Annotated in this window: 16 protein-coding genes; 10 read left to right on the forward strand and 6 right to left on the reverse strand. The window is 63.6% G+C overall.

Annotation, left to right across the window (positions count from 1 at the left end; all coding sequences use genetic code 11):
• Nucleotides 1-79: 79 nt before the first annotated feature.
• Complete coding sequence (locus EEB11_RS02430; protein ID WP_135428797.1) at nucleotides 80-2287, reverse strand: glycosyltransferase family 32 protein; 2208 nt, start codon at nucleotides 2285-2287, stop codon at nucleotides 80-82.
• Nucleotides 2288-2470: 183 nt separating this feature from the next.
• On the opposite strand from EEB11_RS02430, the gene EEB11_RS02435 reads away from it, so the two are divergent.
• Both EEB11_RS02435 and EEB11_RS02440 read left to right on the forward strand, forming a co-directional pair.
• Nucleotides 2471-4738 (forward strand): glycosyltransferase family 2 protein, encoded by a 2268-nt coding sequence (locus EEB11_RS02435; protein ID WP_135428798.1) that lies wholly within the window; start codon nucleotides 2471-2473, stop codon nucleotides 4736-4738.
• 214 nt (nucleotides 4739-4952) lie between these two features.
• A complete protein-coding gene (locus EEB11_RS02440) occupies nucleotides 4953-5975 on the forward strand; it encodes a phosphoadenosine phosphosulfate reductase (RefSeq protein WP_135428799.1) in 1023 nt (340 codons plus the stop codon).
• A gap of 7 nt (nucleotides 5976-5982) precedes the next feature.
• Here EEB11_RS02440 and EEB11_RS02445 read toward each other — a convergent pair whose 3' ends face one another.
• Complete coding sequence (locus EEB11_RS02445; RefSeq protein ID WP_135428800.1) at nucleotides 5983-6387, reverse strand: lysozyme inhibitor LprI family protein; 405 nt, start codon at nucleotides 6385-6387, stop codon at nucleotides 5983-5985.
• Between the two features lie 71 nt (nucleotides 6388-6458).
• The gene (locus EEB11_RS02450) at nucleotides 6459-6902 is read right to left on the reverse strand and encodes a hypothetical protein (protein WP_245298736.1); all 444 of its coding nucleotides are present in this window, start codon (nucleotides 6900-6902) and stop codon (nucleotides 6459-6461) included.
• A 103-nt stretch (nucleotides 6903-7005) separates the two neighbouring features.
• Here EEB11_RS02450 and moaA point away from each other — a divergent pair, with 103 nt between their 5' ends.
• From moaA to EEB11_RS02465, 3 genes are all read left to right on the forward strand, one after another.
• Entirely contained in the window at nucleotides 7006-8016 is a 1011-nt protein-coding gene (moaA, locus tag EEB11_RS02455) for a GTP 3',8-cyclase MoaA (RefSeq protein WP_135428801.1), read from the forward strand.
• A gap of 83 nt (nucleotides 8017-8099) precedes the next feature.
• Nucleotides 8100-9473, forward strand: a complete 1374-nt coding sequence (locus EEB11_RS02460) for a cytochrome ubiquinol oxidase subunit I (RefSeq protein ID WP_135428802.1) — start codon at nucleotides 8100-8102, stop codon at nucleotides 9471-9473.
• Between the two features lie 5 nt (nucleotides 9474-9478).
• Entirely contained in the window at nucleotides 9479-10489 is a 1011-nt protein-coding gene (locus EEB11_RS02465) for a cytochrome d ubiquinol oxidase subunit II (protein ID WP_135428803.1), read from the forward strand.
• Nucleotides 10490-10568: 79 nt separating this feature from the next.
• On the opposite strand, the gene EEB11_RS02470 is transcribed toward EEB11_RS02465, so the two are convergent.
• From EEB11_RS02470 to argE, 3 genes are all read right to left on the reverse strand, one after another.
• Nucleotides 10569-11735: a M20 aminoacylase family protein gene (locus EEB11_RS02470; RefSeq protein WP_135428804.1), complete on the reverse strand. Its 1167-nt coding sequence runs from the start codon at nucleotides 11733-11735 to the stop codon at nucleotides 10569-10571.
• Between the two features lie 102 nt (nucleotides 11736-11837).
• The gene (locus EEB11_RS02475; RefSeq protein WP_210134365.1) at nucleotides 11838-13175 is read right to left on the reverse strand and encodes an NAD(P)/FAD-dependent oxidoreductase; all 1338 of its coding nucleotides are present in this window, start codon (nucleotides 13173-13175) and stop codon (nucleotides 11838-11840) included.
• Nucleotides 13172-14332 carry an acetylornithine deacetylase gene (gene argE, locus EEB11_RS02480; RefSeq protein ID WP_135428805.1) on the reverse strand — a complete coding sequence of 387 codons (1161 nt, stop codon included), beginning with the start codon at nucleotides 14330-14332 and terminating at the stop codon, nucleotides 13172-13174. The genes EEB11_RS02475 and argE overlap by 4 nt, the downstream gene beginning before the upstream one ends.
• A gap of 200 nt (nucleotides 14333-14532) precedes the next feature.
• Between argE and EEB11_RS02485 the strand changes: the two genes are divergently transcribed.
• The 5 genes from EEB11_RS02485 (at nucleotide 14533) to EEB11_RS02505 (ending at nucleotide 20366) form a co-directional block, all read left to right on the forward strand.
• Nucleotides 14533-15543, forward strand: coding sequence for an ABC transporter ATP-binding protein (locus EEB11_RS02485; RefSeq protein ID WP_135428806.1), 1011 nt, complete (start codon nucleotides 14533-14535; stop codon nucleotides 15541-15543).
• Nucleotides 15536-16597 carry an ABC transporter ATP-binding protein gene (locus EEB11_RS02490; protein ID WP_135428807.1) on the forward strand — a complete coding sequence of 354 codons (1062 nt, stop codon included), beginning with the start codon at nucleotides 15536-15538 and terminating at the stop codon, nucleotides 16595-16597. Before EEB11_RS02485 ends, EEB11_RS02490 begins: the two co-directional genes overlap by 8 nt.
• On the forward strand, nucleotides 16594-18294 hold the full coding sequence (locus EEB11_RS02495) for a peptide ABC transporter substrate-binding protein (RefSeq protein WP_135428808.1): 1701 nt from the start codon (nucleotides 16594-16596) through the stop codon (nucleotides 18292-18294). Before EEB11_RS02490 ends, EEB11_RS02495 begins: the two co-directional genes overlap by 4 nt.
• 151 nt (nucleotides 18295-18445) lie before the next feature.
• Nucleotides 18446-19453, forward strand: a complete 1008-nt coding sequence (locus EEB11_RS02500) for an ABC transporter permease (protein WP_135428809.1) — start codon at nucleotides 18446-18448, stop codon at nucleotides 19451-19453.
• Nucleotides 19446-20366, forward strand: coding sequence for an ABC transporter permease (locus tag EEB11_RS02505; protein ID WP_135428810.1), 921 nt, complete (start codon nucleotides 19446-19448; stop codon nucleotides 20364-20366). The genes EEB11_RS02500 and EEB11_RS02505 overlap by 8 nt, the downstream gene beginning before the upstream one ends.
• Nucleotides 20367-20457 lie beyond the last annotated feature (91 nt).

A 20457-nucleotide genomic window follows, 5' to 3' on the forward strand; every position in this document is an offset into this window, starting at 1 on the left:
GGCTACGACCAAGGCAGTAGTCAGCGCTTAGGATGGCGCCTGTGTCAGATAATCCGCGCTAAACGTCCGCCCGCTGCCGTCACAGACCCAGCATCCCCTGCCGGATGTAGCGGTGATCGCCCCGCGTCAGCACCCATCGCCCCAGCTTGCGCGCCAGATCGGGGCGGCCCCGGTCCAGTGCGCGCTTGAACAGTTCGCGCTGATAGCGGGCAAAGCTGCGGCGGGCGCGCAGGGTGCGGTAGAATTCAAGTTCGGACAGTGTGCCGTTCAGCGCGGCCAGCGTGATCGGCGCAAGGATGCCCATCTGGTGCAGGCTGGACCCAAGCCGGTGCCCCAGCAAGGGCGCGCGCAGCTTGACCACATTCGCGCCGCTGAACCGGTCGGCATGGGCGGCATCCAGCGGCTCGTAGGGGTCATAAAGCAGGAACACCCGGCCCGCCGCCTGCGCAGCCTGCGCCGCATCACCGTAGGGGCCGGAATAATCGCGGCCCCAAGCGGTGTGGTAGCGGGTTTCCCAAGGCACCAGGGCCTTGTCCAGCGTGGATTGCGGCGAGATCGCCACCACATCCGCCCCCGGACAGGCGGCGGAAAAGGCGCAGGCGGCATAGCCCCCCATCGAGGCGCCGTAGAACACCACCCGCTTGAACGGCCTGAAAAAACCGGCGTCGCGCAGCGCATCGAACTGCTGCCAGACCCAGGGGTCGCGATACCAGGTCCAGCCGTTCGCCATCACCCCCAGCATCGACCAGCCCTGCTTTTCGATGAAGGAAAACCCCCAGGGGCGGCGGTCTTCGCGCTTGCCCATGGCAATGTCGAGGTTGTCGAAGGTTACCACCAGCGTGTCAGAGCGTTGGATGAACAGAAACGAATGGTCCGGGCTTTCGCGGAAGAACCCGTCTTCGCCGGCCAGCGTTTTGGCAATCGCCGCCCAGCCGCCATCTTGCGGCACTTTGGCCGCAACCTGCGGCCCGGCGCGGAACAGCGCGCGGGTGATGGTCACACCGTCCGCCTCGCGCACCGTCAGCGACTCGCACCTGCCATAGTCGTTCAGCAACGGATAGCTGCCCGAGCCTTTGCGGATATCCGTCAGCATCTGTGTACCCGCATGAAGTGACGCTTCAAGAACGGGCTGCAGATGCTTGATCTTGTTGACATCTCCGAACCCGGACAGATTGGCGATCACCTCCACCGGACGCAAATCGGCGGGGCGTGCGATCCGCCTGATCCTTGTCTCGGGCACGCCATGGGCGGTCAGAAAGGCGATATAGGGAGCAACCCAGGGCGAGGCGGTGGCGGGCCAGTTGCCCTTGTGGTCCAGATCGATCAGATCAATCTCACAATCCCACCGGCTCCATGCCGCCAACGCCACAGATTGCGCATTGCCCCCGACATCGGCAAAGGCGGACACGTCGCCGCAGTCCAGACGGTGGATCAGACCGGCATCGAACACATGTTTGCCGCGCCCTTTGATCGGCGCGGCCTCTGCCGATATCTGATGCAAGACCAACAGCTTGTGCAGGTAACTTCCAACGGGAGGCAGACCGTGGTGGCGCAGGCCGAGTTCGCGCTTGTTCGAGGCCCAGAGGTGCAGCGCCGTGGTGCGCGGGGTGATCATCGCTTCGGCCACCGCTGCAGGTCGCAGGAATTTCAGCCGGTTGGGAAAGGTGACCGGGTAGAACGCATCCAGCGGCTGCACCTTGCCCGCCAGACCTAGCGCATGGGTGAAATGGGTGATCATCATCGGCCCCCAGACCCCCCAGGGCTGCTGGCTGACATGCACAGGTCGCCCCGCCGCCGCCGCCGCGCGATAATCGTCCTGCAGCCTGCCCTTCACAAAGGGCGGAATGGCATGAACGTCCGAGGTATAGTTCAGCATCGCCTGCAACAACGGCCCGTCCGCAGGCAGGCCCAGCACGGCATTGTTCACCCGCGCGCCGCCCGGCAGTTCAAATCCCATCACATGATCTTCGTCATAGGTCATCGGGCGCAGGCAGTAGACGTCGGTATCAACCCAGATCATCCCCGGATTGCGCGCGATCATGTGCAGCCGGAACAGATCGGCAAACAGCGCAAAGCTGTCTTTCTTTTCATATTTCAGAAAGGTGTCAGTCTCCAACACCTCGCGCCCATCACGCAAGATCACCCCTGCGGGGACATTGGGGATCGGCTCGTAGGAAAACAGCGTGATGGGCTGCCCCCGGTCGACAAAGGATTTCAGGCACAGCTGTTCCATCCAGGACAGGCTGCCGCCGATCCACAAGGTGCCGACCTCCCTGACCCTGCCCATGCCCGACGCCAACCCCACAACCGGCCCATCACTGTTGGCCGCCACGCACCAGTCTGACGAAATTACAGCGCTTTGCCAAGCGATTGGCACACGGCATAGGGGCTTTGCTTTGCCGTGATCCTGCCAACATGCTATGCCATCTGCCAAAGCGGCAGCAGACCGCAGGCAAAAAGGGGGCGGGGCATGGCGGGCAGCCCGAAGACATCCAGTGCGACCGTGCTTCACCGCAGCCTTGCGGCGCGGGATCTGGGGCAGGACGGGCTGACGCGGCTGCTCGATTGCGTGCAATTGCCCGATGGCACGGTAATCAGCACATTCGGCACCGGCACCCATCCATCGGCGTTTCTGCCCGACGGGGCACCGGACTGCGCCACCCCGCTGGACCTGCGCGAGATTTCCGGGGCGGCACTGGTCATCACCGCCGGGCCGGGCGCGCTTGCACTGGCCACCGGCGCCCGGCTAGACATGGTCCCCGTGCCTGCCGAACCCGAGCTGTTCGCCGGGTTGAACACGATCTTTGGCTTACGCATCGACGAATCTGCGGCGCAGGTGGCCGAAGGGCTGCGCTATCACGCGCTGCACCATGGTTTGCACGCAGCACTGATCGTCTGCCGCGCGCAAGATGGCCCCGGCTTTGCCCGCGCCCTGCGCAAGGCGCTGGCAGATACGGTGCTGACCGTGGTTGTGCTGGACAGCCCCTTGCCCCTTGGCAAGCCGGATCACGGCCCGATGAACCACCCATGGTACGCCCCGGACGCCCCCGGCAAGGACCGGATGGAGCCACCTGCCCCCGACCCCTGGCGGTCGGATCTGGCCGAACTGATCCTGTTCGAATCGCTCAAATGGCGGTTCCTGTCACAGGCCCGCGCAGTGCTGACGCTGGATGTCACCGATCTGCTGCTGCCCGATACCCCGAACGCCTTTGACCGTTGCCTGACCGCCCGGCATGGGGTGATTCTGCTGGCGGGGCGGCGGATTTACCCGTGGCGGGTGCGCCCACAGGCCGAGGCGCGCTTTGGCGACCACATCTGCCGGCAGTTCGATGCGCGGCGCGGCATTGCCCGCTGGGGCGTGGCCCCGGCAAAGGCGGGCCTGCAAAACACCTGGCGCATGGTGCGGGTGGCCTATGCCAAGCCCGACCCGGCCGAGGTGGTGCCTTTCCTGCGCGCTATGGCCATCCGCGTGCCGGGGCGGCAGGCGGGCGAGCTTGCGCCGAAAACCTCGCTGATCGAAGACCCCGCCCTGCTGGCCCTGTCGCAGATATTCAACCACAAACCGGTGCGCGCCCCCGCCTCTGCCCCGCGCCCCGCCCCGCAGGCCGCCGCAGAAGCCGGGCGCACGGCGATTGTCACCACGATGAAGAATGAGGGCCCGTTCATTCTGGAATGGATCGCCTATCACCGCGCGATCGGGGTCGATGATTTCCTGATCTATACCAACGACTGCACCGATGGCACCGACACGATGCTGGATCTGTTGCAGGAAAAGGGCCTGTGCCAGCACCGCGCCAACCCTTGGGTGCCGGGGGGCGATCTGAAACCGCAGCACGCGGCGTTGCAGGCGGCGGAGTCCGAACCCGTCATGCAAAATTGTGGCTGGGGCATTTGCATGGATGTGGATGAATTCATCAACATCAAGATCGGCGATGGCACCCTGCGCGCGCTTTACGCCGCGATGGGTCAGGCCAACATGATCAGCCTGACCTGGCGGCTGTTCGGCAATGCCGATGTGGCCCCCTATGACGACCGTTTCATGCTGGATCAGTTCACCCAATGCGCGCCTGAAGTGATCCGCAAACCGCATCAGGCCTGGGGCTTCAAGACGCTGTTCCGCAACATCGACATCTATAAAAAGCTGGGCGTGCACCGGCCAAAGGGGCTGAAACCCGACCTGTGGGATCAGGTGACATGGCTGAACGGATCGGGCCAGCCGATGCCCAAAGAGCTGTTCCGCAACGGCTGGCGGTCGACGCTGGAGACCTATGGCTATGGGTGGGTGCAACTGAACCACTATGCCGTGCGCTCGGCGGAAAGCTTTCTGGTCAAGCGTGACCGGGGCCGGGTCAACCATGTCGACCGCGATCAGGGGCTGAACTACTGGTTCCGGATGAACCACAATGCCGACCGCGATACGTCGATCCAGCGGATGATTCCGGCCATGCGCGCAGAATATGACCGGTTGCTGGCCGACCCGCATATCCGGGCGGCGCATGACCATGCGGTCGCCTGCCACCGCGCCAAGATCGCGCAACTGCTGCAGACCGACACCTACCGCACCTTTTATGCAGATCTGACCGGCACCCGGATGCAGAACCTATGCCGGATGCAGCACCATTTCGGCTCGGCGGTGTTCGCCGCGGGCCCCGAAGTGATTCCGCCCGATCTGCACTTGCGCGATCTGCCGCCGGGGTTCTTTTTCACCGTGGATCACGTCGGGGACGCCGACCATTAACAACAGATTAACACTGCACAAATTCAAGGCATTCACGACAAGGCCCGCGACCCTTCTCAGTAAAATGCTATCCGATCCGCCGCCCGATGCCGGCGCATAAAAGTCTTGACGCAGCTTCCTGACTTGCCTCAAATCGGTCAAAGTCAGTATGTAGATTTCGTGTAACCAGTAAAGTTCGGTGCATTCGTCTCTTGCACCGTGAACGGAGAGTATCATGTCGGAACGGCTCCCCCCGCTGATTCTAGCGGTCGTAGCACCACAGGCTTCAACCGGCGTGCACCCACAGACCCCCCCCCAGACCGTGACACCCATTGATGCATCGCCACCTGACAACCGTGAGGCCTGGCTGTCCATGATGGACCGGACCGGCGAAGAGGCAGGATATTTCATCACGCTTGGCGCACGGCACTGGGCGTTTTTCATCGACGAAGCGCCGACCCTGCTGGTGACGTTTGAACAGGCCGGGGATATCATGGCCCGGCCAGGCCAGATGCCCTTGGGCCATGACATCGCCAAGCAGAACGGCTGGTCGCATCTGTGTCTGATTGCCGATGGCGATACCTTCTATCGCGATCCGCGGGTCTATGGATTTTTCGACCGTCTGGTCGATGATGCGTTTTTCGAGGATTTCGACTCTGTGCTGTTCATGGGCTCGGGCGCGCAGGGCTATGCAGCGGCTGCGTTTTCTGTCGCCGCCCCCGGTGCGTCGGTCATCGCGATGAGCCCGCGCGCCACCTTGCGGCCCGAAACCGCCGGTTGGGACAAACGCGCCGTGCGGTCGCGCAAGCTCGATTTCACCAGCCGCTATGGCTATGCGCCCGACATGATTGATGGTGCCAAGCATGTCTTCATTCTGTACGACCCCGAGGTGACAGAGGATGCGATGCATGCTGCCCTGTTTCACGGCAACCATGTCACCCATCTGCGCTGTCCCCGGCTTGGCGGGCGGCTGGATGCGGCACTGGCTCATATGCAGATCGTCGTGCCGCTGGCGCAATCGGCCATCGCCGGCACATTGACCCGCAACCGCTTTGCCCGGCTGTGGCGCGGGCGGCGCAACTTTGGCCCCTATCTGCGGGTTTTGCTGACGCAGGCGCAGGCCGCCGGTCGGACCGAGCTGGAAAAGATGATCTGCCAGAACGTGACCGCGCGCCTGAATGCACCGCGCTTTCGCAAGCGGCTGGCCGATATTCTGGCCGCCGAGGTTGCGGAATCGCTCAAAGAGGGGGCGCCATAAGCCCCCGTCAGCCTTCCATGCCTGCGGCCAGGGTCCACAAATCCTGCGCCCGCGCTTGCGTCAGCCGTGCCATGCAGCCCAGCACCATCATCGCCTCGCCCGAACCGCCACGCATTTGAAACCCCTCTGCCGCGCAAGCATTGTCGCGAAAGCTGATCCAGGCGCGCTGCCCGTCGCGCAGCGCGACCTCTGCCCCCTGCAGATTGGGCGGCAAACCGCTGTCGATCCGGGCCATCTGGTCGCGGGCCTGCGCATAGGCGGCGTTCAGATCCCTGTCCGCCGCCTCGAACGCCATGCCGGCACAGGCATTGATCTCCATCTGCGTCATGGCATTATTGCAATTCACCGCCTGCGCCTGCGCCACGCCGGCAAAACCCGCACCCAGCACCAAAACCAGACCCAAAATCCGCATCAGAATATCCCCGCTTCAAACCTGCGGTCAGGATGAAGGCTCCGCCGGTGCGGGACCAGCTTTAATTCAACTCAATTCGCAAAAACGGTCACCTGCGGCAGGGCCGTCAGCGGCAGGCCAAGCGCAACAAAGGCAGCAAGCGACAGCTGCGCCGACCCCTGCCCCGGCAACAAATCGACCGCAACCGACTGACCCGAGGCGGTGAGCACACGCCCCTTGCCCGGGGCCGTCACCAGCGCCGAGCGCAACCAGATGCCCGGCTCCGCCGGACTGCCAAGGCTGACCGCCACCTTTCCCAGCTCACGCTCGCCACTGGCGGCGGGGGCGGCAAGGGCGGCCTGTTTCTGCGCGGCTGTCGTGGTGTCCAGCGTGGCGGCGGTGGCCCCTGCGCCAAGCACGGGGGCCGGGGCCGTTGCGCCGGGTGCGGCAACCGGGGCGGCGGGCGCTGTGGCAGCACCGGGCCGGAATCGATCCAGCACCGCACATCCGGAAACGGCGGTCAGGGCGAGGGTCATGATGAATATCTTGCGCATCCCCGGACGATAGTCTGCCCCCGCCCCGCCCGCAATGGCCCGATCACCGCTTGCCACACCATCGGCGGAGTCTTACCTTGGCTCCATGACCCAGACAGCCCCCCTGATCGACCCGTTTGCCCGCGCGATATCGTATTTGCGCGTTTCGGTGACGGATCGCTGCGATTTCCGCTGTGTCTATTGCATGGCCGAAAACATGACCTTCCTGCCCAAGGCCGACCTGCTGACGCTGGAAGAGCTGGACCGGATGTGCACCACTTTCATCCGCATGGGCGTGGAAAAGCTGCGCATCACCGGGGGGGAGCCTTTGGTGCGCAAGGGCATCATCACGTTTTTTCACGCCATGAAGCGCCATCTCGACTCTGGTGCCCTGAAGGAACTGACGCTGACCACCAACGGCAGCCAGCTTGCGAAATACGCAGGCGAACTGGCAGATTGCGGCGTGCGGCGGATCAACGTGTCGCTGGACACGCTGGACCCTGCCAAATTCGCCGAGATCACCCGCTGGGGCCGTCTGCCGCAGGTGCTGGATGGCATCGCGGCGGCAAAGGCGGCGGGGCTGCGGGTCAAGATCAATGCCGTGGCATTGAAGGGCTTCAACGAGGACGAACAGTTCAGCATCACCGACTGGTGCGCGCACAACGGCCATGACCTGACCTGGATCGAGGTCATGCCGATGGGCGATCTGGGCAATGAAAACCGGCTGGACCAGTATTGGAGCCTGCGGGATCTGCGCGCCCGCTACGCCGAGCGCTTCACCGTGACCGATCTGGCAGAACGGTCGGGGGGCCCTGCGCGCTATGTGCGGCTGGAGGAAACCGGGCAGAAAATCGGGTTTATCACGCCCTTGACCCATAATTTCTGCGAAAGCTGCAACCGGGTGCGCCTGACCTGCACGGGTGAGCTGTACATGTGTCTGGGCCAGGAAGACATGGCCGATTTGCGCAGCACCTTGCGGGCCAGTGCGGCAGATGCGCCGCTGGAGTCCGCCATCCGCGCGGCCATCAGCCACAAGCCGAAAGGCCATGATTTCGACTATTCCCGCAGCGGCGTGTCGGGCCAGATGACCCGCCACATGAGCCACACCGGCGGCTGATACGCTGTCCGTGACCGCTGGTCGCACCGGGCTTTCCTGATGCTGCGGGTTCCCTAGATCTGCACCAACAACAAAGGTGCATCATGGACACGTTTCTTCTTTCCCGCATCCAGTTCGCGGCGAACATCAGTTTTCACATCCTGTTCCCCACCATCACCATCGCGCTTGGTTGGGTCCTTTTGTTTTTCCGGTACCGCTTTGCGGTGACGAAAGACACAAAGTGGATGGACGCCTACATGTTCTGGGTGAAGGTCTTCGCCCTGTCCTTTGCGCTTGGCGTGGTGTCGGGCATCACCATGTCGTTCCAGTTCGGCACCAACTGGCCCGGGTTCATGGAAGCCGTGGGCAACGTGGCCGGACCCCTGCTCGCCTATGAGGTGATGACGGCGTTTTTCCTTGAGGCGGTGTTTCTTGGCATCATGCTGTTCGGCGCACGCCGTGTGCCACCATGGCTGCACATAACGGCGACCTTTCTCGTGGCCTTCGGCACCACGATGAGCGCGTTCTGGATTCTGGTGCTGAACTCTTGGATGCACACGCCGCAGGGGTATGAGCTGCGCGACGGTGTGGTCCATGCAACCGATTGGTTTGCCATCATCTTCAACCCGTCCATGCCGTACCGCCTTGGCCACATGCTGCTGGCCTCTGGCCTGACTGTCGCCTTCCTGATCGCCGGGATCGCGGCCTTCCGCCGGCTGATCGGGGACCGCGCGGATTCGACCCTGACCCAGTTGCGCTTTGGCCTGACGCTTGGGGCTGTGCTGATCCCGGCGCAGATTATCATGGGCGACCTGCACGGGCTGAACACGCTGGGGCATCAGCCGGCAAAGGTTGCCGCGATGGAGGGCAACTGGGACACCGGGCCGAATGTGCCGCTGGTGCTGTTTGCCATCCCCGATGAAGACGCACGCACCAACCATGCCGAAATCGCGATCCCGAATGGCGCAAGCCTGATCCTGAAACATTCGCCCGATGGCGTGGTGCCGGGGCTCAATGATTTCGTGGCCGAGGATGGCACGGTGATGCACCCGCCAGTGGCCCCGGTGTTCTGGGGCTTCCGGGTGATGGTCGGCACCGGCATGGCGATGCTGGCGCTGTCCTGGGGCGGTGCCTTCCTGATGTGGCGGCGCGGTGCGGGCAGTTTGCCGCGACCCTTCCTTTTTGCCACCACCGGCATGGCGTTTTCGGGCTGGCTCGCCACGCTTGCAGGCTGGTATGTGACCGAAATCGGCCGTCAGCCCTGGCTGGTGACCGGGGTGCTGACCACCGAAGCTGCCGTTGGCGATGTGGCGGCACCGATGGTGATGGCAACGCTGATGGCCTATCTTGCCACCTATCTTGCCCTGATGATCGCCTATATCGGCGTGATCTTCCATCTGGCCAAGCGCGCCGCTGCCGGCAAACGCCCGACGCGGGAAGAGCCGCGCGATGCCCCCATCGCTGTGCCGGCGGAGTGATTGACATGACACTTGATGCCACAACGCTGCCGGTGATTTTCGCGGGTCTGATGGGACTGTCGATCCTGCTGTATGTCATCCTCGACGGGTTCGATCTGGGGGTGGGCCTGCTGTTTCCGCTGTCCACCCCGGAAGAGCGTGACCGGATGATCGCGTCCATCGGTCCGTTCTGGGATGCCAATGAAACCTGGCTGGTGCTGGCCATCGGCATCTTGCTGGTGGCCTTTCCCACCGCGCATGGCACGATCCTGACCGCCCTTTACCTGCCGGTGGCGGTGATGCTGATCGGGTTGATCCTGCGCGGCGTGGCGTTTGAATTCCGCGCCAAGGCCCCACTGCCGCACAAGGTGTCATGGGACCGGGCGTTTTTCGCGGGCAGCCTGATGTCGTCGACCTCGCAAGGGTTCATGCTGGGCATGTATGTGATGGGGCTGGAATGGACGCTGTTCAACGTGGGCTTCGCGCTGCTGACGGCGGGCGCGCTGACGGTGGCCTACAGCTTCATCGGCGCGGCCTGGATCATCCTGAAAACCGACGGAGCCTTGCAGATCAAGGCGGTCTCCTGGGCGCGGGGGGGGATCTGGGGCATGGCGCTGGGGTTAGGCGCGGTGTCTTTGGCCACACCTTTCGTCAGCTCGCGGATCTATGATCGCTGGTTCAGTTTCCCCGAGGTGGTGCTGCTGGCGCCGCTGCCGCTGATGTCGCTGGCGCTGATCGTGCTGTTGTGGGTGGCACTTCGGCACCTGCCCACCAAGGGCGACCATTTCGCATGGTTTCCCTTTGCCGGGGCCACGACGCTGATGGTGCTGGGGTTCTTCGGGATGGGCTACAGCTTTTATCCGTTCATCGTGCCCGAGCAGCTGACGATCTATGAAGCGGCATCCAGCCCCGAAAGCCTGAAGATCATCCTTGTGGGTGCGCTGTTCGTGTTGCCGATGATCATCGGATATACGGTGCTGTCCTACACGGTGTTCCGCGGCAAGGCGATCAACCTCAGCTATGACTGGGACCGTTGAGGGGGGCTGTCTGCCCCCCGCGCGTGCCGCGCCCCCCCGAGGATATTTCTGAACAGATGAAATTCCGGGGGGGCGGTTGTCAGGCCGCTGGCATCCGGGATTCAACCATGCCGGCGTACCAGCTTGACCCGAAGGGGATGGCGTTGTCGTCGAAGTTATAGGCGGGGTGGTGGACCATGGCCGTGTCGCCATTGCCGAGGAAGATATAGGCGCCAGGGCGCGCATTCAGCATGAAGCTGAAATCCTCGGCCCCCATCAGGGGGGCGGTGTTGTCATCGACCTTGCCTGACACGGCTTTTGCCACATCGACGGCGTGCTGGGTGTTTTCGGTCGCATTGACCGTGACTGGATAGCCACGCTGGTAGTTGACGGTGGCGGAGGCCCCCAGTGCGGTGGCGGTGCCGGTCACGATCTCGGAAATCCGGCGCTCGACATAGTCCTGCACGGACGGGTCCATCGTGCGGACGGTGCCTTTGAGCTTCACCACCTGCGGGATCACGTTGTGCGCGGTGGAATCGGTCTGCACCGTACAGACGCTGACCACCACCTGTTTCATCGGGTCCACGCCACGGCTGGCGATGGTCTGCAGCGCCACGATGATATGGGCGGCGACCACCGTGGTGTCGATGCAGTCATGCGGTTTGGCGGCATGGCCGCCCTTGCCGGTCACGGTCAGCTCGAACTGGTCGGCCGCCGCCATGATGGCACCGGGGCGGATGGCAAAGGTGCCCAAGGGGATGCCGGGCATGTTGTGCATGCCATACACTTCCTGCACGCCGAACCGGTCCATCATGCCATCATCGACCATCTCGCGCCCGCCGCCGCCGCCTTCCTCTGCCGGCTGGAAGATCACCACGGCGCGGCCGTCGAAATTCCGTGTCTCGGCCAGATATTTGGCGGCCCCCAGCAGCATCGCCGTATGACCGTCATGGCCGCAGGCATGCATCACGCCGGGCGTGGTCGAGGCATAGTCCACCCCGGTCTGTTCATGGATCGGCAGCGCATCCATATCGGCGCGCAGGCCGATGACCCGGCCCGCCGTATCGGTCTTGCCATGGATGACGCCCACCACGCCCGTGCGGCCGATGCCGGTCACCACCTCGTCACAGCCGAAACCGCGCAAAAGGTCGGCGACGCGTGAAGCGGTGCGGTGCACTTCGAACAGCAGTTCCGGATGGGTGTGGAAATCACGGCGCCATTCGGTGATTTCGGGCAGCATTTCGGCAAAACGGTTCTTGACGGGCATCAAAGCCTCCTCTGGATCAGGGTGGCGGAATGGTGGGCCGGAATGCCGCCACCTTCAAGGGGGGCGGCGCGGCATCCTGACCTTTTGATCAAAAAACAGGCATCAGGCGAGGGCCGGGCCCACCTCGGGGGCAGTGCCATCGGTAAAGCGCGACAGCCGGAAGCGGCGCAGATCATGCCCCGTTGGCCGCCCCATCACCAGATCGGCCATCACCCGCCCGATGCCGGGCCCGATGCCAAAGCCGTGGCCGCACATGCCGGTGGCGATGGACAGGCCCGCGATCGGCGCATGATCCACGATTGGCACCACATCGGGCATGGTGTCGATCATTCCGGCCCATGCCGTTCTGATCTTCGGGCGGCCCAAGGCCGGAAACGCGGCGGCAAACCTGTCCTGCACGCGCGACAGGCTGGTGCGGTTCGGGGCCGGGTTCAGGATGCGCACAGCCTCGAAGGGGCTGGGGCCATCCCCCCATTGGCGCTTGGTGCCCCAGGCATCGGGGAAGCCTTTGGGGGCAATGGCGCGGAAGTGGGTGGAACGGAAATCCTGTTTCAGAACCGGCAGATAGCGGGCAATGCTGCGAAAGGCGTCGGGGCCGATGAAGAAATCATGCTCGGCCCCCGGCGCAAGCGTGTAGCTGCCATCCATCCGGCGGCGAAAGGCGAAATGGTCATCCGCCGCCGCCCCGGGGAAGATCTCGGGCATCGGCTCGGACTGCGCCACGCTTGCCAGCACCGACAGCTGCGGAATAGCCACCCCATGCGCCGCCAGAAACAGCCGCGACCACGCGCCGCCCGCCACCACCACGCGGCCCGCGCGCACAAGGCCATGCTCGGTCACCACCCCGGTCACAGCACCGGCCTGCACATCGAGGCTTCGCACCGCGCAGTTCTCGACGATGCACACCCCCGCCTGAGCCGCGAGGCCCGCCAGCAGCGGCACCGCCACAAAGGGTTCGGCCCGCGCATCAGAAGGCGTGATCATCCCGCCTTTCCATCCTGCCGCAGTGCCAAGCAGGGACGCAATCTCGGCCCGGGTCATCATGCGAGTATCGACAGCATTGGCCTGGGCATGGGGCAGGAAATCAGCATATTTCTCAAGCGCCGCATCGGTATTGGCCAGATAGACCACCCCGGTCCGGCGAAACCCCAGTGCATCGCCGAAGGTCTGCGCAAAGCCCTGCCACAGGCGCAGCGAGTCCACGACAATTGGCAACTCGTCCTTGTCGCGGCCCTGCTGGCGGATCCAGCCCCAGTTGCGGCTGCTTTGCTCGCCCGCAATCCGGCCCTTTTCGCACAGCACCACCTTTTGCCCGGCCTGCGCCAGATAATAGGCGGTCATCACCCCGATGATGCCGCCGCCCAGCACCACGACATCGGCGGCCTGCGGCACCGGGCCGGGATAGCGGATGGGGGTTTGCATTGTGATCGGAAAGGTCAAGACAGATCCGCCAGCAGTTTTTCCATGAACGCCTGCCCTGCCTGAAACTCGGACAATTCCAGATATTCGTCGGCCTGATGCGCCTGCGCAATATCGCCGGGGCCGCAGACCAGACTGGAAATGCCTGCGGCCTGAAAATGCCCGGCTTCGGTGCCATAGCTGACCACATGGGTAGCATTGTCGCCGGTCAGGCGGCGCACCAGCGCCTCGGCTGCGCCCTGATCTTCGGGCACCAGCGGCGGCACGTCGAAAAACCGCTCCAGCAGCACATCCGCCTCTGGGCGCACCGCCTGCATGGCGGCACGCAGGGCTGCGACCTCGGCCTCGAACGCCTTGCACCAGTCTTCCGGGGCCTCTCCGGGCACCACGCGGAATTCCATCACATAGCGGCAATCGGCGGCGGTGATGTTATGCGCCGTGCCGCCCGAAATCATGCCGATGTGCAGGGTGGTAAAGGGCGGGTCGAACAGCGCCGCCACCGCCGACGCAGGCTTTGCCGCATTCTCGGCGTTGCGTGCGTTGGCCCACATGATCAGCCGCGCCGCCTCCATGATCGCGCTGACGCCCTGCGGCAACAGCGACGAATGCACCTCAACCCCGCGCACATGAACCCGGTAGCCGGCCCCGCCCTTGTGACCATTGACCGCCTTCATCCGGCTGGGTTCGCCGATGATGGCAAGCCCGGCCTTGGGAAACACGCTTTGCAGCCCCGCAATCAGCGGCGGCGCCCCCATGCAGCCGATCTCCTCGTCATATGACAGCGCAATCTGCAGCGGGCGGCGCAAGCCCCGCCGGTGCCCTTCCACCAGCGCCCAGATCGCCAACGCATCAAACCCCTTCATGTCACAGGTGCCGCGCCCGTAAAGCCGCCCGTCGCGCTCGGTCACCACCCAAGGGTCCGATGACCACGCCTGCCCGTCGACCGGCACCACATCGGTATGGCCCGACAGAATCAGCCCGCCCGCCTCCATCGGTCCGACATGGGCAAACAGGCCGGCCTTGGTCCGGTCCTCGTTCCAGTGCCGATGCGCGGTAATGCCCTGACTGGCCAGATAGCCCTCGACCCAATCGACAAGCGGCAGGTTGGTGTCGCGGCTGACGGTCGGAAAGGCAACAAGATGGTCAAGGATCTGTCGGGGGGAAAGCGGCTTTGTCATCGGTCTGTCCTTGATGCGTTTGCGGCGAAGGTGCGCCGCATAAACAGGCAAGGTCAAGCCCGCACCGGCGGACGTAAGGGCAGATCAAACAAGCCGCTTGCGGGACGCCCAAAAATCTCTAACACTTGGTCAAATCACCGGGCAGGCCTTGGCCATGACACCGGAAAGACAAATAAAAAGAACGACTTGGGAGATGCCATATGGCCGATGGGGCCGCGCCCGTCCTTGATGTCCGGGGGTTGAAGACCGTGTTTCGCACCCGTGGGGGCGAAGTTCATGCGGTAAATTCAGTCAGCTTCCACCTCAATCCTGGTGAACTTTTAGGCGTTGTCGGAGAAAGTGGCTCGGGCAAGTCTGTAACGATGATGTCGCTGATCGGCCTGCTGCCCTCGCCGCCCGCAGATGTGCGGGCCGGAACGGTGATGCTGGGCGACCGCGACCTGCTGAAAATCAGCGCGGATGAGTTGCGCGATGTGCGCGGGGCCAAGGTCGGCTTTGTGTTTCAAGACCCGATGACCAGCCTGAACCCGGTGTTCACGGTGGGCAACCAGATCATGGAACCGCTGATCCGCCACATGGGGATGACCAAGAAGCAGGCGGAAGTCAGGGCGGCGGAATTGCTGGCGCTGGTCGGCATTCCCGATGCGGCGGCGCGGCTGAAATCCTATCCGCACCAGTTTTCCGGCGGCATGCGCCAGCGGGTGATGATTGCCATCGCACTCGCCTGCGACCCCGATGTGCTGATCGCGGATGAACCGACCACGGCGCTGGATGTGACCATTCAGGCGCAGATTCTGGAACTGGTGAAAGACCTGCGTCAGAAATTGGGCATGGCGATTGTCTGGATCACCCATGATCTGGGGGTGATCGCGGGCATCGCCGACCGGGTGATGGTGATGTATGGCGGCCAGATCGTGGAACAGGCCCCGGTGAAGGATCTCTTTGCCAATCCGCAGCACCCCTATACCCGCGCTTTGCTGAAAACCATTCCGTCACTGACAGGGGAACGCGAGGCACGGTTGCAGGTGATCGAAGGCCAGCCGCCGATCCTGATCGGCGCGCCTACCGCCTGCCCGTTCCGCGACCGTTGCGCGCATGCCTTCGCCCGCTGCTTTGTGGAAAACCCCGAACGCCGCGCGATTGACGGGCGCGAGGTTGGCAAGGGCCATGATGTGGCCTGCCACTGGGCGGCGGAGGCGGCGCATGCTTGATATCGCCAAACCGATCACGCCACTGGTACAGGTGCGCGGGCTGAAGATGTATTTCCCGATCTATTCGGGCCTGCTGCGCCGCCACACCGGCGATGTGAAGGCGGTGGATGGGGTCAGCTTTGACATCATGCCGGGCGAAACCCTTGGCCTTGTGGGCGAGTCCGGCTGCGGCAAATCCACCGTCGGCCGCGCCCTGCTGCGGCTGTACGAGATCACCGATGGCAATGTGGTGATCAACGGCACCGATATCGCCACGCTGTCGCCAGAGGCGTTGCGCAAGACCCGCCCCCAGATGCAGATGGTGTTCCAGGACCCGCAGGCCAGCCTGAACCCGCGCATGACGCTGGCCGATATCATCGGCGAGCCCTTGAACGAGCATACCGACTGGGACAGCGACCGCAAACTGGCCCGGATTTATGAGCTGATGGATGCTGTCGGCCTGAACCGCCGCTTTGCCAACCGCTTCCCGCATGAGTTTTCCGGCGGGCAGCGGCAGCGGATCGGCATTGCCCGCGCCCTTGCGCTGAACCCGCGCTTCATTGTCTGCGACGAACCGATTGCGGCGCTGGATGTGTCGATTCAGGCGCAGGTGGTGAACCTGCTGGAGGATCTGCAGGAACAGTTCGGCCTGACCTATCTGTTCATCAGCCACGATCTGTCGATGGTGCGCCACATCGCTGACCGGGTGGCCGTGATGTATCTGGGCCGTATTGCCGAACTGTCCCCGCGCGACGCGCTCTATGCCCGGCCGCTGCACCCCTATGCCGAGGCGCTGCTCTCAGCCGTGCCCGAACCCAACCCGGCACTGGCGCGCACGCGTCAGCGCATCATCCTGCAAGGCGATGTGCCCTCACCGGCCAACCCGCCAAAGGGGTGCAATTTCTGCACCCGCTGCCTGAAGGTGTTTGAGCTGTGCCGTCAGGTCAAACCCGAGCTGATCGAGGTGGAACCGGGCCGCTTTGTCGCCTGCCATCTTTATTCCGATACCACCGCTGCCGGATCAACCGGCACACCCGAGGCCAAAGAGCACAATCAACAAGGAGTGTCACAATGAAACTGAAAACCGCCCTTCTGGGCGCCGCCGCCACGCTGGCCTTTGCGCCTGCCGCTTTTGCGGAACGCGGGGCCGATGGCAACGTCAACGTCCTGTATTCGCAGGCCGTGTCGATCATGAACGCCTATCTGTCGTCGGGCACCAAGGATGTCGAGGTCGGCTCCCTTGTGCTGGAGCCGCTGGCCGGCTTTGACCAGGATGGCACTGTCATCCCGCGTCTGGTGACCGAAATCCCATCCGTCGAAAACGGCGGCATTTCGGAAGACCTGACCACCATCACCTGGAAGATCACCCCCGGCCTGCTGTGGTCCGATGGCACGCCGGTCACCGCCGCCGATGCGGTGTTTTCCTATGAATACTGCACCCATCCCGAAGGCGGCTGCTCGCAAGCCGCGCGCTATGAGGGCATCGAAAAGGTCGAAGCGCTGGACGATCTGACCGTCAAGATCACCTGGACCGCACCGAAGCCGAACCCGTTCACCGCCTTTGTCGGCTCGACCTCGCCCATCCTGCAGGCGGCGCAATTCGCCAACTGCCTTGGCACCGCCGCCCCTACCTGCACCGAACAGAACTTCCGCCCCATCGGCACCGGCCCGTTCATGGTCACCGATTTCAAGGTGAATGACGTGGTCGAACTGGCCGCCAACCCGAATTACCGCGACGCGGCCAAACCGGCCTTTGCGACCATGGTCGTCAAGGGCGGCGGCGATGCGGCAGGGGCGGCGCGTGCCGTGATGGAAACCGGCGAATTCGACTACGCCTGGAACACCCAGATCAACCCCGAACTGCAGGCCCAGATGGAAGCCGGCGGTCAGGGCAAGTTCGTTTCCGCCTTCGGCACGCTGGTCGAGCGGATCGAGATGAACATGACCAACCCTTCGGCAGACCTGCCCGAAGGCGAGCGGTCCACCGCGATGCATCCACACCCGATGCTGTCGGACATTCGCGTGCGCAAGGCGCTGTCCATGGCCATCGACCGCAGCCTGCTGGTTGAGGTCGGCTACGGCAATGCCGGACGCCCGACCTGCAACCTGGTGCCCGCACCGGCGCAATACGCCTCGCCCAACACCGACTGCATCGCGCAGGACATGGAAGGTGCCAAGGCCCTTCTGGAAGAAGCCGGCTGGGTCGCGGGCGCCAACGGCATGCGCGCAAAGGACGGCGTGCCGATGAAGCTGTTGTATCAGACCTCGGTCAACGCGGTCCGTCAGGACTTTCAGGCGCTGATCAAGGGCTGGTGGAACGAGCTGGGCGTCGAGGTCGAGTTGAAGTCGATCGACGGCGGCGTCTATTTCGGGGGTGATCCCGGTTCGCCCGATACGTTCCAGAAGTTCTATGCTGACGTGGAAATGTATGCCAACAACTTCGACGGCACAGACCCCGAGCCCTACCTTGCGCAATACCTGTGCGACAAGGCCCCCAGCCCGGCGAACGGCTGGCAGGGTGAAAACATCAACCGTTTCTGCGACCCGGCCTATGATGCACTGGTTGCCGAACTGGCCAGCACCCGCGAACCCGAAAAGCGCGGCGAAATCGCCATCCGCCTGAACGAGATGCTGACGAAAGACAGCTATGTCGTCGTGCCGCTGGTGGACCGCGGCCGGTTGTCCGCCCATTCGAACACCCTGGGCGGTGTGGTGCTGAACACCTGGGATTCCGAGTTGTGGAACGCCAGCGACTGGTTCCGCATCAAGTGATCTGACATCCGGGGCGCGCCTGCACGAATTTTCTGCGAAAATTCCAAAGGCGCGCCCCTTCCCTTTCGATCCTCTCCCTCAACCCTCGTGCTGGCCCGGATTTTCGCAAAAAATCCGCGCCCGTCCCGACTGATCAACCGAGGCGTCGCCCATGCTCACCTTCACGATCCGCCGGTTGCTGCTGGCGATCCCGACGCTTTTGTTCATCTCTCTGGTGATTTTCCTGCTGGTGGATTTCGCCCCCGGCTCGCCCATGAGCCAGATCCCCCTGACCGTACCGCCCGAAGTGCGCCTGCGCATCATCGAGGCGATGGGGGCCAACGAGCCGATTTTTGTGCGCTATCTGCTCTGGCTCAAACAGTTCTTCTGGGTCGAACCGCTGGTCATGATCGACGGCATGTTCGGCACCACCTATTCCGAAGGGATGCAGCGCATTGTCAGCTGGCAATCGCGCAGCCCGGTGATGGACATCATCGTGGAACGCATGCCCCAGACGCTGACCGTGGTCGGGTCGGCCTATGTGATCGGGGTGCTGATCGCGGTGCCGATCGGGATCTATTCGGCCTACCGGCAATACAGCTGGTTCGACCAGATCGGTACCTTTATCGCCATGATCGGCTTTTCGGTGCCGACCTTCTTTACCGGCGTGGTGCTGATCCTTGTGTTCTCGGTCAACCTTGGCTGGTTCCCGTCGATCTACAACACATCATTGCGGGTGACCGACTGGGACAGCTTCGTGCAGCAGGTGCGGCAGATGGCGATGCCCGTCGCAGTGCTGGCGCTGTTCAACGCCTCGCAGATCAGCCGCTACATGCGGTCCTCCATGCTCGACAATCTGGCCCAGGACTATGTGCGCACAGCGCGGGCCAAGGGCATGTCGGAACGGGTGGTGGTGCTCAAACACGTGCTGCGCAATTCGCTGATCCCGGTGGTCACCGTCATCGCGCTTGGCATTCCCACCATTTTCGGCGGCGCGATCATCACCGAGCAGGTGTTCAAGGTGAACGGACTGGGCGCGCTGCTGATCAACGCCATCCAGGGGTCTGACCTGCCGATGGTGCAGACCCTGACCTTCATCTTTGCCGTGCTGATCGTGCTGTTCAACCTGATTGCCGATGTGCTTTACGGCATGCTCGACCCAAGGATCCGTTATGACTGATACATCTGTCATCGAAAAACCCCGCAGCCAATGGTCGGATGTCTGGGCGCAGTTCAAGACCCACAAGGGCGCTGTCGCGGCGCTGACGGTGTTTGTGCTGCTGATCCTGTTTGTCACCGTGGGGCCGTTCATCTGGCGGGTGGACCCGACCTACATCAACCCCAACGCCGCCGAGATGATCCGCACCCGGAACAAGCCGCCAAGCTGGCAGTTTCCGCTGGGCACCGACCAGCTTGGCCGCGACATGCTGGCGCGGATGATGAAGGGCGGTCAGGTCTCCATCGCGGTGGGGATGGTGGCGATGATCATCTCGATCCTGCTGGGCACGCTGGTGGGGGTGCTGGCGGGCTATTTCCGCCGGCTCGACGGGCCGTTGATGCGGCTGACCGATCTGTTCCTTGCCCTGCCCTTGCTGCCCCTCCTGCTGGTCATGGTCATGCTGTTCCGCGATCCCTTGTCGCGCGCGCTGGGGCCAGAGGGCGGCACCTTTCTGCTGATCGTCTTTGCCATTGGTGTGACCAGTTGGATGCAGGCCGCGCGAATCGTGCGCGGCGACGTTCTGGCGTTGAAAGAACGCGAATTCGTGCTGGCGGCGCGCTCAATCGGCACGCCGTCGCGGCGGATGATCCTGCGCCATATCCTGCCGAATGTGGTCAGCCCGATCATGGTGTCGGCCACGCTGGGTATCGCTTCGGCCATCATCACCGAAAGCGCCTTGTCCTTCCTCGGCCTTGGGTTTCCGCCCGATTTCCCGACCTGGGGGCGGCTGCTGTTTGATGGGGTGGATTACATCCAGCAATATCCCGAACGGGTGATCTGGCCGGGTGTTGCCATCTCGCTCACCGTGCTGTCGGTCAATTACATTGGCGACGGCTTGCGCGATGCGCTGGACCCACGCATCCGGGGGCGGTGAGCTGTCGGCCCGCCCCCCTTGTCTCGGCACGCCATGACACCTTACATTAGCCATGCAACGGGCCAGCGGGCCGACCAGAGGCAAGGGCTTG

The sequence above is a fragment of the Pseudotabrizicola sediminis genome, assembly GCF_004745575.1.
GTDB lineage: Bacteria > Pseudomonadota > Alphaproteobacteria > Rhodobacterales > Rhodobacteraceae > Pseudotabrizicola > Pseudotabrizicola sediminis.

Bases quoted from the DNA above. Each gene is read 5' to 3' on its own strand.
- argE (WP_135428805.1), bottom strand. From the start codon at position 14,332: ATGACAAAGCCGCTTTCCCCCCGACAGATCCTTGACCATCTTGTTGCC.
- EEB11_RS02505 (WP_135428810.1), top strand. From the start codon at position 19,446: ATGACTGATACATCTGTCATCGAAAAACCCCGCAGCCAATGGTCGGAT.
- EEB11_RS02435 (WP_135428798.1), top strand. From the start codon at position 2,471: ATGGCGGGCAGCCCGAAGACATCCAGTGCGACCGTGCTTCACCGCAGC.
- EEB11_RS02450 (WP_245298736.1), bottom strand. From the start codon at position 6,902: ATGACCCTCGCCCTGACCGCCGTTTCCGGATGTGCGGTGCTGGATCGA.
- EEB11_RS02465 (WP_135428803.1), top strand. From the start codon at position 9,479: ATGACACTTGATGCCACAACGCTGCCGGTGATTTTCGCGGGTCTGATG.
- moaA (WP_135428801.1), top strand. From the start codon at position 7,006: ATGACCCAGACAGCCCCCCTGATCGACCCGTTTGCCCGCGCGATATCG.
- EEB11_RS02500 (WP_135428809.1), top strand. From the start codon at position 18,446: ATGCTCACCTTCACGATCCGCCGGTTGCTGCTGGCGATCCCGACGCTT.
- EEB11_RS02490 (WP_135428807.1), top strand. From the start codon at position 15,536: ATGCTTGATATCGCCAAACCGATCACGCCACTGGTACAGGTGCGCGGG.
- EEB11_RS02430 (WP_135428797.1), bottom strand. From the start codon at position 2,287: ATGGGCAGGGTCAGGGAGGTCGGCACCTTGTGGATCGGCGGCAGCCTG.
- EEB11_RS02445 (WP_135428800.1), bottom strand. From the start codon at position 6,387: ATGCGGATTTTGGGTCTGGTTTTGGTGCTGGGTGCGGGTTTTGCCGGC.
- EEB11_RS02485 (WP_135428806.1), top strand. From the start codon at position 14,533: ATGGCCGATGGGGCCGCGCCCGTCCTTGATGTCCGGGGGTTGAAGACC.
- EEB11_RS02440 (WP_135428799.1), top strand. From the start codon at position 4,953: ATGTCGGAACGGCTCCCCCCGCTGATTCTAGCGGTCGTAGCACCACAG.
- EEB11_RS02470 (WP_135428804.1), bottom strand. From the start codon at position 11,735: ATGCCCGTCAAGAACCGTTTTGCCGAAATGCTGCCCGAAATCACCGAA.
- EEB11_RS02460 (WP_135428802.1), top strand. From the start codon at position 8,100: ATGGACACGTTTCTTCTTTCCCGCATCCAGTTCGCGGCGAACATCAGT.
- EEB11_RS02495 (WP_135428808.1), top strand. From the start codon at position 16,594: ATGAAACTGAAAACCGCCCTTCTGGGCGCCGCCGCCACGCTGGCCTTT.